Raw genomic sequence first — 17166 nt, 5'->3', positions numbered from 1 at the left:
CTCCGCCGGCTCTGCCCTCTCGAGCTCTCCCGCCGGGGGTCTCTCCGCGCGCTGAGCGCGCCGGGTCCGCCCTCTCCCGGGGCTGGGGCGCGCGCTCCTCGGACCCCGAGAGGAGGCTCCGCCACCCCCGCGAGAGGCTGTGATGCGGTGAGCCAATCTGTGCCGGATGGGGGCGCGGGCTGGCTTTGGGCACGTGATGTCGAGTGGTTAGTGGGCGGCACAGTGTGTGCTCAGCCGGGGGCAGGAGAGTCCATGGCACAACGCAAATGGCTGTTTCCGGCTTCGTTGATCCTGGGGGCGCTGGTCGCCGTTGGCTGCGGTGATGACGGGGGAGGCGGCGTGTCGAGCGGCGAGCCGGCGCCCGTGCCGGGGCCGGGGCCGGGGCCGGGGCCGACGACGAAGCATCCGATCGATCCGACGAGCAACGTCGAGGTCGTCGACAACGGCTTCGAGTCCGACAGCCCGAACGGCCAGTACTCCTCGTCGAGTGGCAGCTCGGGCAGCTCGGGCTCGAACTCGAACGACGGGAGCGCGGGCTCGTCGTCGTCGAGCGGTGGCGCGTCGTCCGGCGGTCCGGCCCCTCCTGCGGGCGAGAGCGCGTCGCGCGCGATCCAGGAGGCTGACATCGTCAAGCTGGATGGCAACCGTCTCTACGCGCTCTCGCAGTACGGCGGTCTCGCCGTCGTCGACGTCTCGGATCCGACGCACCTTCGCCTGCTCGGTCGCAAGCGCACCGACGGCGTGCCGTTCGAGATGTACGTCGAGAACGGGCGCGCGCACGTGATGCTGAACGACTTCGGCCGCTGGATCCAGGACGGCAGGGGCGGCAAGTGGGTGCAGACGAGCGAGCTCCTCGAGCTCGACGTCACGAACCCCGCGAAGATCACCGAGGTCGGTCACTACGACGTCCCGGGCTCGATCGCCGACTCGCGCCTCGTCGGGAGCTCGCTCTACCTCGTCACGTTCGAGAACGGCTACTGCTGGAACTGCAACGAGCTCCCGTCGACGACGGTGACCTCGTTCGCGGTGGGCGGTACGAGCGTCGCGAAGATCGATCAGATCGCGTTCCGCGCGCCGCGCAAGGACTACAGCTGGTGGCAGCGCAGCGTGAGCGCGACGAACCAGCGGATGTACATCGGCGGTCCCTCCTGGGACTGGTCGGGCGGCGACGCGAACCGCGGCTCCGTCATCCAGGTCGTCGACATCTCGGACATGTCCGGGAAGCTGAAGCGCGGCGCCGACGTCGCGATCGCGGGGAGCATCAACAGCCGCTGGCAGATGGACGAGCACGAGGGCGTGCTCCGCGTCGTGAGCCAGTACGGCAACGGATGGTGGGGCCCCAACGGCACGATCAACCCGCGCGTGCAGACGTTCACGGTGACGAGCGCGGCGAGCATCACGCCGCTCGGGCAGACCGAGCTGATTCTGCCGGAGCCCGAGTCGCTGCGGAGCGTGCGCTTCGACGGCGTTCGCGGCTACGCGATCACGGCGCAGCAGACGGACCCGCTCTACACGATCGACCTCTCGAACCCGGCGCAGCCGAAGCAGGCCGCCGCGCTCGAGATGCCGGGCTGGATCTTCCACATGGAGCCGCGCGGCGATCGCCTCGTCGGCTTCGGCTACGACCAGATGAACTGGGGCGGCAAGCTCGCGGTGTCGCTCTTCGACGTGAGCGACCTCGAGAACCCGACGATGCTCACGCGCGTCGCCTTCGGGAGCGGCGGCCACATCGCGGCCGACGCCGATCGCATCCACAAAGCGATCCGCGTCCTCGACGAGGAGGGGACGATCCTCGTCCCGTTCGCGAGCTACGGGCGCTGGGACGGCGCGACCTGCGAGCAGGCGCAGAACGGCATCCAGATCATCGACTACGCGAAGACGGGCCTCACGCTCCGCGGCCTCGCGCCGAACCGCGGCCAGCCGAAGCGCGCGATGGTGCTCCCCGGCGGGCGCCTCCTCGGCATGTCGGATCGCAACGTGACGACCTTCGACATCGCGAAGCGGGACGCTCCGGCCCGCCTCGACGAGCTCGATCTCTCGAACCCGGCGTACCGCATGGTCGAGACGCCGACGCACATCGCCGCGATCACGAACGACTGGTGGTCGGGCGAGGCGATGCTCGCGCTCACGCCGAAGGACAACGCCGACGACGCGAACGCGGTCGGCAAGGTGTCGCTCGCGGAGCTCGCGGCGCCGCAGCAGCAGTGCTCCTACGGCTACTCGTCGTGGACGGCGTGGTACGACGCGCGCCTCTTCTCGCGCGGCAGCACGGTGTGGATGACGCTGCCGGTCTACAAGTACGACTACCAGTCGACGGACGCGGGGCACGTCATCGTCGCCGCGATCGACACGTCGAACCCGGCCGCGCCGAAGATCGTCGGTCGCACCTCCGTCCCGCTCACGCGTCCGGTCTACGGCGGTTACGGCTACTACGGCGGTTGCGGCGTCGGCCTCGACGGCTACGGCTTCTACGGCGGCTACTACAACGGCGGCCTCGTCGGCTCCGGCGACGCGTACGTGCAGGTCGGCTCGAAGCTCGCGTACCTCGAGGTGGTGACGGAGTACGTCGACGAGAACGGCAGGCCGTACGAGCCGGACTACTACGGCTCCAGCAGCTCCAGCGGCTCCGGCGGCCCGAAGAAGGAGTACCACTACGAGTATCGCCGGAAGCTCCACGTCATCGACTTCGCCGATCCGACGCAGCTCGTGCACGAGCGGCCGGTGGTGCTCCCGCCGAGCCTCGGCACGACGCCGCTCCACGTGATGGGCACGACCGTCCTCACGTCGCGCTGGGTCCCGTCGCCGACGACGAAGGGGAAGGTCCGCTTCTACATGGACCGCGTGAACCTCGCCGGGACGACGAAGCAGCTCGCGACGGTGAACGTCCCCGGCTCGCTCCTCCACGTCGACGCGCCGTCGTCGCGCATCGTGACGACGGACTACCGCGTGACGAGGACGCCGGCGACGGACTACAGCCAGTGTGACTGGTACACGCGCGGCTGGTTCGACTGGGAGAACAGCGCCTGCGTCCGCGTCGCTCGCGACTTCAAGCTCGCCGACGTCACCGACACGAAGGTGACGTTGCGCCAGACGTACACGCCGCCGTCGCAGCACTTCTGGGGCGTGCAGCTCGCGGAGGACCGCATCTACGTCACGCACGAGCGCATCTACGACTACCGCAACTACAACCCGGGACCCGGCGGCTACTACGACCCGCCGGTCCTGGAGGAGGGTGGCCTCTGGGCGATCGGCGGCCTCCGCGCGGGCAAGCTCGGGATCGTGAGCGAGCTCGTCGGCCAGGCGCGCTGGCCGCTCGCGGCGAGCGGCGCGAAGGTGGCGCTGTGGCAGGAGAACGGCATCGGCGTCTACGACACGACGAGCGCGACGCCGAAGCTCCTCTCGTCCTCGGAGCTCCGCGGCTACGGCTACAGCTGGCACGTCCTCCTCGGCCCCGACCGCGGCATCGCCTCGCTCGGCGAGTGGGGGCTCCAGACGCTTCGCTGGTGAGTTTTCAGCGCAGGGGCTTCGCCCCTGCACCCCGCTCGCGCGATGCAGAAAAACGTCGGAACGTTTTTCTGCCGCGCGCTCGCTGTGACGGGCTCGCGTAGCCTCTTCGGTGCATGAGCGATGCGTCGGGGCTGCGCGATTCTGGTCGGCTCGGTGTTTCGGTCGTGGCGGGGGTTGGGGGCCTTGGGTGGTTTGCGTGGCACGGGGGGGCGGGGGCGCTGTCGCCGACGCGGCTCGACTGGTTGCTCTCGTCGGACTGGGCGCAGCACGTTCTCGGGTGGCTCTTCTTTCGTAAGGACGGGTGGCACTTTCCGCTCGGCGCGATCCGCGGCGCGGCGTATCCGCTCGGCACGTCGGTCGGCTACACGGACTCGAACCCGATCGTCGCGATCGCGCTCAAGCCGCTGTCGTCGCTCCTGCCGCTCGAGGTCCAGTACATCGGACCGTGGCTGGGGCTGTGCTTCGCGCTCCAAGGGTTCTTCGGCGCGCGGCTCGTCGCGTCGGTCGCGAAGGGCCACCTCGTTCCGCTCCTCGGCGGGTTGATGTTCGCGACCGCGCCGGCGCTCTTGCAGCGGCTCGCGCACGACACGCTCTGCTCGCACTTCCTCCTGCTCGCCGCGATCGGGCTCCACCTCGCGCCGGGCGCGCACGCCCGCGCGCGGCGCGCGATGGTGGGCGTCGTCCTGCTCGCGGCGGGGATCCACCCGTACCTCGCGATCATGGCGCTCGTGCTCGGCGTCGGCCTCTTCTACCACCACCACGCGCGCGGAGCCCTCTCGCGGCGGGAGCTCCTCGGATGGAGCGCGGGCTCTTCGATCGCCGTGCTCGTCGTCTTCCTCCTCATCGGGTACTTCGGCGGCGGGGTCGATCCGGGCGCGGGAGGGATCGGGGAGTTCTCGGCGTCGCCGCTGACGCTCTTCGACTCGATGGGGCACTCGCGCGTGCTGCCGGCGCTGCCCTCCGGCAAATCGCAGTACGAGGGCTTCGCCTATCTCGGCCTCGGCGGCGTGGCGCTCGTCGTCGCGGCTTGCGTCGCCTTCGTTCGAGAGAGGCGGAGCGGCCTCGACCTCTCGTTCCTCCCGCGTCCCCTCCGCTGGGCATCGCTCGGGCTCGCGGTCTTCGCGATGATCCCCTGGTTCCCGCCGGGGCTCTCGTCGATCTTGAGCCCGCTCCGCTCGTCCGGTCGTTTCGTCTGGACGTTCTCGTACGTCGCCCTCCTCGTCGCGATCGCGATCGTCGTTCGCGCGTTCTCCGCCCGCCCCGCGATCGCCGCCGCGATCATGGCCGTCGCGCTCGCGCTCCAGATCGTCGATGCGCAGCCCGACCACGTCCGGCCGAAGTTCGCGAGCAAGCCGTCCGGCGCGCCCTACGCGGCGGGATGGGAGAGCGCGCGCGGCGACTACCGGCACCTCGCGCTCTATCCGATGGAGATCTGGAGAGCGTGCACGCCGTGGGACGAGGACCTCAGCATCCGCTACGCGTACCGCGCGTACCTCTCCGGGCTCACCTTCAACAGCGGATACTTCGCGCGCATCAACCGCGCCGCGGCGAAGCGCGCGTGCGCCGAGCTGACGCGCGACGTGGAATCCGGTCGCCTCGACGCCGCGACGATCTACGTCCTCTCCCGCCCCGAGGACGTCGCGCCCTTCCGCGCCGCCGGCGCAACCTGCGGCCGCCTCGAGCCCGACACCACGATCTGCGTAGCCTCCCCAAACACCGATCTCGCCAAGCTCCTCACGACCCACCACCCCCTGTAGAGCGAGCACGCGGCAGAAAAACGTTCCGACGTTTTTCTGCATCGTGCGAGCGGGGTGCAGGGGCGCAGCCCCTGCGTTGAAGACTTTAGCGGCGCCAGGGGAGCCAGCGCTTCGGGGCGGGGCCGAGCGCGATGCCCACCAGCTCGAGCGCGCTCGCGAGCTCGGACTTCGCGCGGTCGTCGCCGGCGAGGATGGCGCGCTTCACCTTCGCCTTCGTGAGCGCGCGGGCGACGCGCTCCGCCCACGCGGCGAGGCCGTCGGCGTCGTCGGCGGAACGGCCGCACGCGACCGCGACGACGCCCTCCTCGATCGTGACGACGCAGCGCGGGTACTCCCACGCCGCGAGGCTCGCGTGGAGCTCGTGCTCGCGCGCGGCCGCGACGTAGCCCTCGAGCAGCGAAGCGCGGGCGGCGGCGACGCGCGCCGCGTCGACGGGCGCGAGCGCGGTCGCGGCGTTGTCGATCGTCGCGGCGGCGAGGGAAGGGGAGGCACCTTCGTCCGCCATCATCCGGCCGAGGAGGGCGCACGCGCTCCAGAGGTCGCGCGCGTGACCGTTCGGGAGGAGCTCCGCGACGAGGGAGCGCGCCGGCTCGGTCTTGTCGAGGACGGCGCGATCGGCGGGATGGAGCGCGCGCTCCGCGTCGAGCTTGGCCCAGAGCGCGAGCGGATCCGCGAGCATTCGTCAGTAGCCGTGGTCGACGGCCTTCTTCTCCGCCTCGCTCGCCTCGCTGCGCGGCGCGAGCGGAGCGGGCTTCGCCGCGGCCTTGCGCGGAGCGGCGGCGGCGCCCTTCACCGTCGCGCTGCCGCTCTTCGCGGCGATGGCCTGGTTCAGGTCGTTTTGCGTAGCCTGCGCTTGCTGCTGATGGGTGGACGACTGCGCGAGCGCGGCGAGGCGCGTTTTCGCGGCGTCGGTCTGGCCGAGCGCGATCTGGCACTTCGCGGCGCGGAGCGAGGCCTCGTTGCCGACCCACTGCCCCGGCGCCTTGTTCGCGAGCGCCTCGAAGCGGCCGACCGCCATCGCGCAGCCCTGGCCCTCGCGCACGCTCTCCGCCGCCCAGAGCTCGGCGTTGCGATCGCCGCTCTTCGCGGCGAGGTCGAACTGCTTCGCCGCCTCGGCGTAGTTGCGAGCCTGGAACGCGGCGGAGCCGAGGCTGTAGGGATCGTCGTTCTTGCCCGCGTGACGCGCCATCGCGCCCGGCTGCTGGGTCATGCCGTCGGCCATCGGCGCGCCCGCGGGCGGCCCCGCGTTCGCGGCGGGCGGCGGAGCTCCGCCGTAGCCGGCGTGGCTTCCTTCGTCCTTGTCGGCGCCGAGCGCGCCGAGCGCCTGCCCCTGCTGCTCCTTCTCCGCGAGATCGCCGCGCGCCATCCGATCGACCGGACCGGCGGCCGCGGGCGCTTCCATCGCCGCCACGGTGGGCATCGGCGGCGGGCGCGTGACGGGCGGCGCGGACGGACCGTGCGCGGACGCGGCGGCTCGATCGTCGATCGTCTCGCTCTGCGCGACGCCGGCCGCGGTCGGAGAGGGCGAGCCGGCGACGGTCACGGAGACGGCGGAGTCGTTGCTGCGGTAGTCCTTCGAGCGGATGAGGAACGCGCTCGTGCCGATCATGAGCAGGAAGACCGCCGCCATCGCGGTCTGCGGGCGCATGGCCCAGCTCCCCGCGATCGAGATGACGCGCGAGACCTTGGCCTTGAACGGCACGACGTTGTTCTGCTGCTTCGCCGCTTCCTTCGCCGCGGCGAGGATCTTCTCCTCGAGCCCGACCGGCACCGCCATGATCGGGAGCGCCGCCGCGCTGCGCGCCGACCGCATGCCGTTGAAGACACCCGCGCACCGGGCGCACCCCGACACGTGGCGCTTCACGGCGGCGCTCGTGAGCTCGTCCAGCTCTTCGTAGAGCTCGTCGAGCAGCAGGGGTTCGGCCTTCTCGCAGTCCATCTTCGACAGTTCCTTTAGTTAAGTCTCTCAGCGCAGGGCGCGGGCATATTCTTCGTATTCGGCGAGCGCTTCCTGGAGCCTCTCCAAGGCATAGCGCATGCGGCTCTTGACCGTGTTCTCGGGGACGTTGGTGATCTCGGCGATCTCCTTGAACGGCAGGTTCGCGATCTCCCGCATGAGGAAGACCTCGCGCTGTTCGTCGGGCAGCTTGTCGACCGCGAGCGCGATGCGCTCCTTGAGCTCGGTGCCCGTCGCCTCGCGTTCGACGCTGGCGCGCGGGTCGGCCGTTTGCTCACCCAAGGTCGGTCCGTCGCCCTCCTCTCCGCGCGACTCGTCGAGGGACGGATGCTTGCGGAGCGCTCGCTTTCGCAGGTGGTCGATGCAGAGGTTGCGCGTGATCGTGTAGACCCACGTGGTGAAGCGCGCCTCGTGCTTGAAGTCGGCCGCGTTCTGGACGACCCGGACGAACGACTCCTGCACCACGTCCTCCGCCACTTGCGGGACCCGGACCTGGCGGAGCGCGAAATTGAAGAGCGCGCCCTGATGCCGCCGGACGAGCTGGGCGAACGCCGCAGCGTCCCCCGCCTGGTAGCGAAGCATCAGCGCTTCGTCGGGCGGATCCTGCGAGCGCTTCGGTACGCCGGTCATGCTCGCATCGCTCCGGGAACAGCCATGAGAGGCACACGCACCATGGCGCGCCTCTCGCAGCCCACTTTACTCCCTTCGTGACGAGCATTCTCATTTCCTTGGGTCCGATGGGCCATAGAGACGGGCCTTCGCGAACAAAGTTCTCTTTCTCAACGTCGGGGGCTTCGCCCCCGACACCCCCACCCCAGACACGGCCCTCGCGCTGCGCGCTCGGGACGCTTCGCGACCGCTTGCGCGGCCGCTTCTGGGGCCCCGGGCTGGCAAATGATGCAATGCGTCGCATTGCTGGTGAGAAGGGCGACCAAACTGTGTCGGAAGAGATAGTGGTCAGGTGGGCGGCCGTTGCCATGGACCCTTCTGGACGCCTACACTCGTGCTCGCTTCGTCGAGGTAACGGTTCGGTTTCGTGGCGTCCACGGGCTCGGGCCATTCATCCGGCTTCTTGAAAGGGAATCGCGTCATGCGTCGTCGCGCTGTCGGGGCTCTGGTTTCGTTCTCCGTGGCCCTCGGTTTCCTGTGTGTTCTCGGTCCTTCGGCGGGGGCGCAGCCCGCCGATGCAGCGAAGGACGGGGGCGCGGCGACCCCCACCGCGGCGACCGCCGCGCCGGCGTCGGCCAAGGACGCGAAAGGTGACGCGGGCGTGAGCGCGGCGGGGCAGCCGGCGGTGCCGATCCCCGAGAAGCCCGCGATGGACGGCGCGACCTACTCCGTCCGCCTCAAGGACCTCGAGCAGCGCGTCGACGAGCTGAAGGACCAGATCCGGCGCAGCCACACGCGGCTCGCCCTCCTCTCCGACACGATCATCTCCGGCGGCGCCGCGGGCTCCCGCGCCGAGGTCGTGTTCAAGAACGAGATGTCGAGCGCGTTCCGCCTGACGCGCGCGCTCTTCGTCGTCGACGGCGCGGTCCAGTACAACCGCCAGGACGACACGGGCGCGCTCGCGGACCAGAAGGAGATCCCGATCTTCAACGGCTCGATGCCGCCGGGCGACCACACCGTGCAGGTCATCCTGAACTTCCAGGGCAACGGCTACGGCGTCTTCACGTACCTCCGCGGGTACAAGTTCGAAGTGAAGAGCGCGCACTCGTTCACCGCGGTCGAAGGCAAGACGCTCGGTCTCGTCGCGACCGCGCTCGAGAAGGGCGGCGTGACGACGCCGCTCGAGCAGCGCCCCACCATCGAGTGGGCGGAGCGCGTGGCCTCGCTCGGCCCCGGCGGCGCGGGGGCGACCGTCACGAGCCCGTCCGGTGGCGCGTCGGGCAGCGTCCAAATCGGCGGAGGAAAGTAAATGCGCCGCCGCAGTACCGGTCTCGCGGCGCTCATCGGCGTCGCGTTCGCGATCGCTCCTCTCTCCGCGCGCGCCGCCAACGCGGACGCCGACGGCGCCGCCGCGCAGAAGGAAGTGAGCACCGTCTCGATCGAGGCGAACGCGGTCCAGGCCGCGATCGAGAAGGCGCGGGCCGAGCGCTACTCGGTGGAGCAGCGGCTCGCGAACGGCGAGATCCTCTACCGCTCGAAGGACTACCCGCGCGCGACGGTGGTGTTCAGCGAGATCCTCGAGGAGTTCCCCGACACGCTCGCGTACGTCGACGCGCTCTGGCTCCGCGGCGAGACCTTCTACGCGCAGAAGGAGTATCTGTCCGCGCGTCGCGACTACAAGCAGATCGTCGACAAGGCGACCGAGCCGCGCTTCGAGCCGTACATGGGTCGCGCCCTCGCGCGGCTCATCGACGTGTGCCTGCGCATCAACGACCTCCAGGGCCTCGACGAGATCTTCTCGAAGCTCAATCAAGTGCCGCCCTCGCAGGCCGACGCCGGTCTCCAGTACGCGAAGGGGAAGGCCTACTACTTCAAGGGCGACTACTCGCAGTCCGCGGGCGCGCTCGACCAGATCCCGGCCGGGACGCCGTACACGCACCAGGCGCGGTACTTCCGCGGCATGGTCGCGATCAAGCAAGCCGGCCCTCCCGCGCCGCCGCCCGCCGCGGGGACGGAGGGCACCGCGCGCGTCGCGCCCACCAACTACAAGTCCGCGATCGAGTACTTCAAGGCGGCGACCGACCTCGCGCCCGACACCGACGAGCATCGTCACGTCATCGACCTCTCGTGGATGGCGATCGGCCGCCTCTTCTACGAGATGGAGAGCTACACCCAGGCGGCGGAGGCCTACTCCAAGGTCGGCCGCTCCTCGCCCGAGTTCGGGACGATGCTCTACGAGCTCGCGTGGGTCTACGTCCGCCTCGGCGACGTGCAGCGCGCCGAGCGCGCGCTCGAGGTCCTCTCGATCGCGGACCCGAGCTCGGCGCAGGCCGGCGACGCGACGCTCCTCCGCGCCGACCTCCTCCTCCGCGCGGGCTCGTTCGAGAAGGCGCTCCAGCTCTACCTCGGCGTGCGCGAGGAGTACGAGCCGATGCGCGCGAAGCTCGAGGACTTCATCGCGCACACGCCCGACCCCGCCGTCTACTACGAGAAGCTCTCGCAGCAGCAGCTCGACGTGCTCGACCAGAACGAGCAGCTCCCGCCCACCGCCGTGCGCTGGGCGCGCGAGGCGGAGGACGGCGCGATGGCGTTCGCCGTCATCGACGACGTCAACCAGTGCAAGCAGCTCATTCGCCAGAGCTACCAGCTCATCGACAAGCTCTCGATCATCCTCGGCGCCTCGAACCGCGTGCGCGCGTTCCCCGAGCTGAAGGCGGGCGAAGAGAAGGCGCTCTCGCTGTTGAACCGCATCTCGAAGATGCGCCTCATGATCGCGCGGGGCCTCGACTCCGAGGAGCCGGAGAGCCTCGGCGGCGAGATCGGCCAGGTCCGCGCGACGCGTCGCGCGCTGATGACCCAGATGGGGCAGCTCCCGGTCGCGCAGAACGACTTCAACGACCGCGACTACCAGGGCATGCGGCAGTGGAACAACGTCTCGCAGGAGCTCACGCGCCGCGGGGTCGAGATCGACTACCTCAACGCCACGATCAACGGCCTCCGCCGCATGCTGAAGGAGGACGCGCAGCGCGGCCTCGCGCGCGATCCCTCCTCGGTGAAGCGCTTCAACGACGAGCTCGACGAGAACGAGCGGCTCCTCAAGCAGCGCCAGCAGGAGGCGGCCGACCTCCGCCACCAGATCGAGGTCGGCCGCGCGCAGGTCGGCCTCGGCGACGCGCGCTACCAGAGCGACGCGCAGGCGCGGGTGACCTTCCGCGACGCGATCGAGCGCGAGGTCGCCCTCGCCGCGCAGGGGCAGGGCGGCGGCGACGCCGCGAAGTACGCCGGCAAGGTGCAGGGCGCGCTCGAGCAGTCGCGCGCGGTCGAGGACCGCCTCATCGCACAGTTCGGCGAGCTCGAGGCGCAGGTCGGCGCGCGCCTCGCCGAGATGCAGAACAAGGTCGAGACCGAGCGCCTCAAGATCAACGGGTACAACATGCAGCTCGGCGCGCTCGACCGCGAGGCGCACGAGCTCGTCGGCGAGGTCGCGAAGCGGAACTTCCTCTTCGTCCGCGACAAGATCCGCGGCATCGTCCTCCGCGCCGACGTCGGCATCACCGAGCAGGCGTGGGAGGTGCGCGAAGAGGAGCTCGATCGCGTCCACAACCTCCAAACCGAGCGCGCGCGCGAGGAGCAGCTCCTCGACGAAGAGCTGCGCGAGGTTCTCGACGACGCCGGCGACACCGAGGCGGCGAAGTAGCCATGCCGACGAAGCGACACCTGGGCGCGCTCCTGATCGCGCTCTTCACGATCGCCTTTGCGCCCACCGCCTCCGCGCAGAGCGCCGACGCCGGCGCGACCGCCGCGACCACCGACGCCGGCGCTTCCGCCGCCCCGACCGCGGGCGACGGCGGCGCCGCGACCCCGACCGCCGCCGCCTCCTCCGACGCCGGCGCGCCGAGCAGCGCCCAGAACGCGATGACCGCCGCCGCGATGGCGCGGAAGCTCCACCCGCCGCCTCCTCCGCCGACGCCGGCGCAGATCGCGGCGCTCGAGGCGATGCGGCAGGAGGTCGACGCGTACGAGAAGGGCGCGCGCGAGTACCGCGACACCGTCACGACCATCATCAAGCTCCACTACGAGACGAAGAAGAAGGAGATCCTCTCCGGGCTCGACCAGGAGATCGCGATCGAGAAGGCGGAGCTCAAGAAGGCGCGCGAGGTCGCGATCCGTCGCCTCGAGGAGTTCATCCGGACGTACGACGGCCCGCGCGCGCACCCCGAGGCGACGCCGGACGCGATGTACCGCCTCGCCGCGCTCTACGAAGAGCGCTCGCGCTCGGAGGACGCGGTCGCGCCGCTCGAGGAGGGCCTGAAGGACGCGATCCGTCTCTATAAACGCGTTGTTCGCGAATATCCCAAATATCGCGAAATCGCCGGAATCTACTACTTCCTCGGTCACGCGCTGAACGACGCCGGCCGCATGCCCGAGTCGCAGCAGGTCTGGCGCTCGCTCGTTTGCCACAACCACTACCCGTACCCGGTCGCCGTCGATCCGAAGGACAAGGAGCGGGACACGGTGAAGCCGCTGCCGCAGGACGGCGACGAGGCGCACTGGACGGCGTGGCGGCGCCGCTACAACAACCCGAAGGCGCCGACGAAGGCGAACCCGGAGACGGTCTACACCGAGGTCTACCCCGAGGACTGCAAGTTCATCCCCCAGACCTCGCTCCGCCCGGGCGAGGACCCGAAGTACGTCGCCGAGGTGTGGTGGCAGATCGGCAACTGGGAGTTCGATCAGCTCGACTTCGGGAGCGGCGTGACGAAGGAGGACCCCGCCGCGGTGTGGGGCTACAACCGCGCCGCGAGCGCGTACGCGCGCGGCATGAAGTACAAGAAGCCGCCGCTCTACGGCGTCGCGCTCTACAAGTACGCGTGGACGCTGTTCAAGCAGCAGCGCTACGAGCTCGCGACGAAGGAGTTCGTGAACCTCCTCCTCTACACCGACGAGCAGGAGAAGATCACCGGCGACCGCGGCGCCGACTTCCGGACCGAGGCGTACACGTACATCGCGGGCTCGCTCACGAACATCGACTTCACCGGGCCGCAGGACTGGGAGCCGTACATCATGCGGCCCGACATCCTCGACACCGAGCCCTCGCCGGAGAAGGCGGAGAAGAAGCTCCACATCGCGATCGATCGGGTGAAGGACCCCACGCTGATCCCGCAGGACAAGCCGTGGACGATCGAGATCTACCGCGCGCTCGCCTACGAGTTCCGGAGCCTCAACCAGTTCTCGAACGCGATCGAGGTCTACGACACGATGCTCCAGCGGTGGCCGATGGACCCCACCGCGCCGGAGACGCAGAACGCGATCGCCGAGACGTACGACCAGATGAACGTCACGAAGCGCCCGGGCACGCCCGAGCACGACGCGACGGCGCAGAAGGCGCTCGAGGCGCGCACGAAGCTCGCGAACTACATCGGCAACACGCCGTGGGTCGACGCGAACAAGGACAACCCGGCCGCGATCCAGAACGCGGAGCGCCTCGTCCGCGGCGGTCTCCGCCAGGCCGCGGCGCAGCACACGACCAACGCGCGCGCCGCCGTCGCGGAGGCGCAGGCAGCCTCGAACGATCCGGGCCGGCAGATCGAGCTCCTCTCGCGCGCGGCGAACGAGTACAAGCTCGCCGCGGTCGGCTGGCAGGGGTACCTGAAGCAGGACGAGAACGCGCCCGACGCCTACGAGTCGCGCTACTGGAACGCGGACGCGCGGCGCAACTACGTCCGCATCCAGGTCACGCTCCACAACAACGCACCGCGGGCGTTCAACGAGCCGAGCAAGAAGGACATCGACGACGCCCTCGCCGCCGCGATCGAGGTCCGCGACTCGAACGAGGACGACAAGTTCCTCGACAACGCCGCGCTCTTCGTCGTCGACGTGAGCGACATCGATCGCGACCTCGCCTACGCGCGCTTCAAGGAGACCGGCGGCACGGTCGGCATCGAGCGGCGCGAAGAGGTGAAGTTCGACGGGCCCGATCCGTCGACGCGCAACGTGGTCAAGGACGTGATCCCCCCCGTCGTGCAGCAGAGCCTCAACGCGCGCGACGAGTACATCCACGCCGTGCCGCCGAGCCTCGACCCGCTGAAGCGCGGCCTCGAGTACGAGTACTTCATCGCGGAGACGTATTTCCTCTACGGCCAGTTCGACGTCGCGAAGCAGCGCTTCGACAAGATGTGGAAGGACAACTGCGGGCAGAACGAATACGGCTACCGAGCCTGGAACCGCCTTCTCACGATGGCGACGGTCACGCGCGACGCCGACGAGGCGGTGCGCCTCTCCGAGGCCGAGAAGCAGCGCACCTGCGCGGTCAACGAGGAGCAGAAGGCCGAGGCCTCGAACATGACCGGCCCGATCGGGCAGGAGGCGAACTACCAGAAGGCGCGCAAGAAGTTCGAGGAGGCCTGCGAGGCGAAGGTCGGCCAGACGTGCAAGAACCCGGACGCGAAGTCGAAGCGCCCGATCTGGAAGGAGGCCGGCGAGCTCTACGAGATCGCCCTCAACGACGCCCCCACGCGCCGTGACGCGCCGGAGGGCGCGATGAACGCGGCGTACGCCTACAAGCAGATCGGCGACTACAACAAGGCGATCGCGCTCTACAACAAGTTCATCAGCGAGTACGGCTCGAACGCCCAGCTCAACGCGCTCCAGAAAGGCGATCCGAAGAAGGACATCAAGGCGGATCAGAACCTCTACCGCGAGCGGCTGAAGTACCTCGCCGACGCGTACGACGCGCTCGGCACGACGTACTACTCCTTCTTCAACTATCCGAAGGCGGCGGAGACCTACGAGAAGGTCGCCGCGACCGATCGCTTCGACGAGGAGAAGCGCCGCGAGGCCGCGCGGAACGCGATGATCCTCTACGCCAACATCGGCGATCGCGGCCGGATGCAGAACGAGTACCAGACGATGCTCCGCCTCCACCCGAGCGCGGAGGACAAGGCGAACGCGGACTACCTCGTCGCGTCGTTCGACTACAAGCAGTGGGACGCGAAGGGCGCGGACACCGGGACGAACCGCAGCACGCGGCAGTCGGGCCAGCAGGCGCTCATCGCGTACGTCCAGGCGAACCGCGGCAACGCGGGCGCGGGGCGCTTCGTCGTCGAGGCGGCCTACGAGGTCGCGAAGATGAAGAAGGTCGGCAACGAGGCCGACCTCAAGACGTGGCTCCAGCAGACCGTCCTCGCCTGGGACAACTACAAGGCGAAGAACGGCGCGGCGGAGGCGCAGAAGCCGCCCTACGTCGACTACGCCGCGGAGGCCGCGTTCACGCTCCTCGACGACGAGATCACGCAGAAGTTCGACGTGCCGAGCAAGCACGTCTACGGCGGCGCCGTCGCGGACGTCCTCGGCGACGGCAAGGCGAAGAAGGGCAAGTACCAGATCAACGCCGAGGAGGCGCAGAAGTACGATCTCAAGCTCGAGCAGGAGATCATCCGCAAGTACGAGTCGCTCGACTGGGTCCCGGCCGCGTTCGCGCGCCAGGGCGCGATCTTCGACACGCTCCGGAGCGGCCTCTACAACACGATCACGTACACCGGTCCGAACCCGGTCCCGGCCGGGAAGATCCGCCTGATGACGCTGCAGCAGGAGAAGATGCTCGACACGATGCGCAACAGCGGTCGCGACGACCTCATGACGAAGGCGGACGAGCTCGAGGACGCGGTGAAGGACTTCTGGAAGCAGAAGAAGCAGCAGGAGCTCGACGGCGCGGACGAGATCATGATCCGCCGCTACGCGACGGCGGTGGCCTACGCGCGGAGGTTCAACGTCAAGAACGCCGCGGTGACCAAAGCCGTCGGCCGCCTCGCGTATTACACGGACATCATCGGCGACGCGAAGATGGCCCAGTACGTCGGCAACACCCCGGACCCGACGACGAAGGGCGCCTCGAAGCTCACGTACACCACGAACATGTACGTCCAGACGCGCCCGGGCCTCACCGCGCTCCCCGCCGCGCAGGGCGCGCAGACCTCGTTGCCGCCCGCGCCGTAAGGAGCAAGATTGATGCGTAGTACACTCATCTCCCTCTCGCTCCTGGCGCTGTTCGTCGCGGCGTGCGGCGGCGGCGACGAGAAGAAGGGCAAGACCCCCGACTCGGCGCTCCGCGGCGGCGCGGCGGCCCCGCCGGGGTCGAGCTCCGGCTCGTCCGGCTCGACGACCGACCTCGGCGCGGTCGAAGGGGCGGGGACGTCGGGGCTCACCGGCGCCGCGCTCAGCCGCTACACCGAGGGCTGGAACGCGTGGCTCCAGGGCGATCTGGCGACGGCGAAGAAGAAGTTCCAGGAGGCGCAGTCGCTCGACGGCAAGTCGCCGGCGCCGCCGTATTCGCTCGGCGTCGTGCTCGAGCGCCAGGGCGACGTCGCGGGCGCGCAGCAGTCGTACCGCAGCGCGTACACGGCGAACCCGGACCACGAGCTCTCGATCTGCGCGTACGCCCTCTTGCTCGCGGGCACCGGCCACCGCGGCGAGGCCGACACGTTCATGCAGGGCCAGCGCAACAAGCGCCAGAACTCGGCGCGCCTCACGGCGTGCCACGGCGAGCTCAAGAGCATCCAGGGCGATCACGCGAGCGCGCAGCAGCTCGCGCAGGACGCGCTCCGCATCGATCCCGACTTCAAGGACGCGATGGTGACGATCGCGCGCGATCACTACCGCGCGCGCCGCATGTCGCTCGCGGACTACGCGCTCAAGGCGGTGCTGGTCGGCTTCGGCGACGCGAGCCCGCCGCGCGACAAGGACAACGCGGAGGCGCACCTGCTCCGCGGCCTCATGCTCCGCGAGAGCGGCTCGCGCGCGGTCGCGCTCCAGGACTTCGAGGCGGCGGTGAAGCGCCGCCCCGACCTCGTCGAGGCGCTCGTGAACCTCGGCTCGATGCGCCTCGAGGCCGGCAACGCGGCCGAGGCCGCGCCGGTGCTCGAGAGCGCGACGCGCTTCGCCCCGAACAACGCGCTCGCGCACCTGAACCTCGGCGACGCGTACCGCCTCCTCGGCCGCTACGCCGACGCGAAGAAGGAGTTCGAGCTCGCGCTCGCGAAGGACTCCTCCCTCGCCGCGGCGCACTACGACCTCGGCCTCATGTTCCTCACCGCGCCGACGATCCCGGGCTACACGGCGGACACGCAGGTGTCGACCGCGCTGAAGGAGCTCCAGAGCTACCGCACGATGCGCGGCCCGAAGCCGCCGCCGGGCGTGCAGGACGACATCGACGACCTGATCCAGCGCGCGCAGGCGAAGCAGAACGAGCTCAAACAAACCCCGGCCCCCGCCGCCGCGCCGGCGAAGCCCGCGCCTGGCGCGCCGCCGGCGAAGAAGTAGTCTGTCGAGAGAGGTCCG

Annotated in this window: 9 protein-coding genes; 6 read left to right on the top strand and 3 right to left on the bottom strand. The window is 69.7% G+C overall.

The genetic code is table 11. The annotated features are described in order from the left end of the window. The first annotated feature begins 339 nt into the window (after positions 1 to 339). Positions 340 to 3507 (top strand): beta-propeller domain-containing protein, encoded by a 3168-nt coding sequence (locus KF837_07960; GenBank protein MBX3227232.1) that lies wholly within the window; start codon positions 340 to 342, stop codon positions 3505 to 3507. A 242-nt stretch (positions 3508 to 3749) separates the two neighbouring features. Continuing rightward, a complete protein-coding gene (locus KF837_07955) occupies positions 3750 to 5264 on the top strand; it encodes a hypothetical protein (protein ID MBX3227231.1) in 1515 nt (504 codons plus the stop codon). Between the two features lie 85 nt (positions 5265 to 5349). Here the strand turns inward: KF837_07955 and KF837_07950 are convergent, their stop codons facing one another. Genes KF837_07950 through KF837_07940 form a run of 3 tightly spaced genes read right to left on the bottom strand, consistent with a single transcriptional unit; the run spans position 5350 to position 7851 of the window. Beyond that, positions 5350 to 5943 carry a hypothetical protein gene (locus KF837_07950; protein ID MBX3227230.1) on the bottom strand — a complete coding sequence of 198 codons (594 nt, stop codon included), beginning with the start codon at positions 5941 to 5943 and terminating at the stop codon, positions 5350 to 5352. A gap of 3 nt (positions 5944 to 5946) precedes the next feature. Further along, on the bottom strand, positions 5947 to 7203 hold the full coding sequence (locus KF837_07945) for a hypothetical protein (GenBank protein ID MBX3227229.1): 1257 nt from the start codon (positions 7201 to 7203) through the stop codon (positions 5947 to 5949). 27 nt (positions 7204 to 7230) lie between these two features. Continuing rightward, a complete protein-coding gene (locus tag KF837_07940) occupies positions 7231 to 7851 on the bottom strand; it encodes an RNA polymerase sigma factor (protein ID MBX3227228.1) in 621 nt (206 codons plus the stop codon). Positions 7852 to 8350: 499 nt separating this feature from the next. On the opposite strand from KF837_07940, the gene KF837_07935 reads away from it, so the two are divergent. From KF837_07935 to KF837_07920, 4 genes are read left to right on the top strand one after another with little or no spacing between them, the layout of a single operon-like run. After that, positions 8351 to 9139, top strand: a complete 789-nt coding sequence (locus KF837_07935) for a hypothetical protein (GenBank protein MBX3227227.1) — start codon at positions 8351 to 8353, stop codon at positions 9137 to 9139. Further along, positions 9140 to 11527: a tetratricopeptide repeat protein gene (locus KF837_07930; protein ID MBX3227226.1), complete on the top strand. Its 2388-nt coding sequence runs from the start codon at positions 9140 to 9142 to the stop codon at positions 11525 to 11527. A 2-nt stretch (positions 11528 to 11529) separates the two neighbouring features. After that, positions 11530 to 15825, top strand: a complete 4296-nt coding sequence (locus tag KF837_07925; protein ID MBX3227225.1) for a tetratricopeptide repeat protein — start codon at positions 11530 to 11532, stop codon at positions 15823 to 15825. 12 nt (positions 15826 to 15837) lie between these two features. Beyond that, positions 15838 to 17148, top strand: coding sequence for a tetratricopeptide repeat protein (locus tag KF837_07920; protein MBX3227224.1), 1311 nt, complete (start codon positions 15838 to 15840; stop codon positions 17146 to 17148). The last annotated feature ends 18 nt before the right edge of the window (positions 17149 to 17166 follow it).

It is taken from the genome of Labilithrix sp. (assembly GCA_019637155.1).
Lineage (GTDB): Bacteria > Myxococcota_A > Polyangia > Polyangiales > Polyangiaceae > Labilithrix.
Note: the sequence above shows the minus strand (reverse complement) of the source record. Positions and strands in the feature narration are given on the sequence as shown.

Coding starts and splice junctions, on each gene's coding strand:
- KF837_07950 (MBX3227230.1), bottom strand. CDS start 5,943: ATGCTCGCGGATCCGCTCGCGCTCTGGGCCAAGCTCGACGCGGAGCGC.
- KF837_07945 (MBX3227229.1), bottom strand. CDS start 7,203: ATGGACTGCGAGAAGGCCGAACCCCTGCTGCTCGACGAGCTCTACGAA.
- KF837_07940 (MBX3227228.1), bottom strand. CDS start 7,851: ATGACCGGCGTACCGAAGCGCTCGCAGGATCCGCCCGACGAAGCGCTG.
- KF837_07930 (MBX3227226.1), top strand. CDS start 9,140: ATGCGCCGCCGCAGTACCGGTCTCGCGGCGCTCATCGGCGTCGCGTTC.
- KF837_07925 (MBX3227225.1), top strand. CDS start 11,530: ATGCCGACGAAGCGACACCTGGGCGCGCTCCTGATCGCGCTCTTCACG.
- KF837_07920 (MBX3227224.1), top strand. CDS start 15,838: ATGCGTAGTACACTCATCTCCCTCTCGCTCCTGGCGCTGTTCGTCGCG.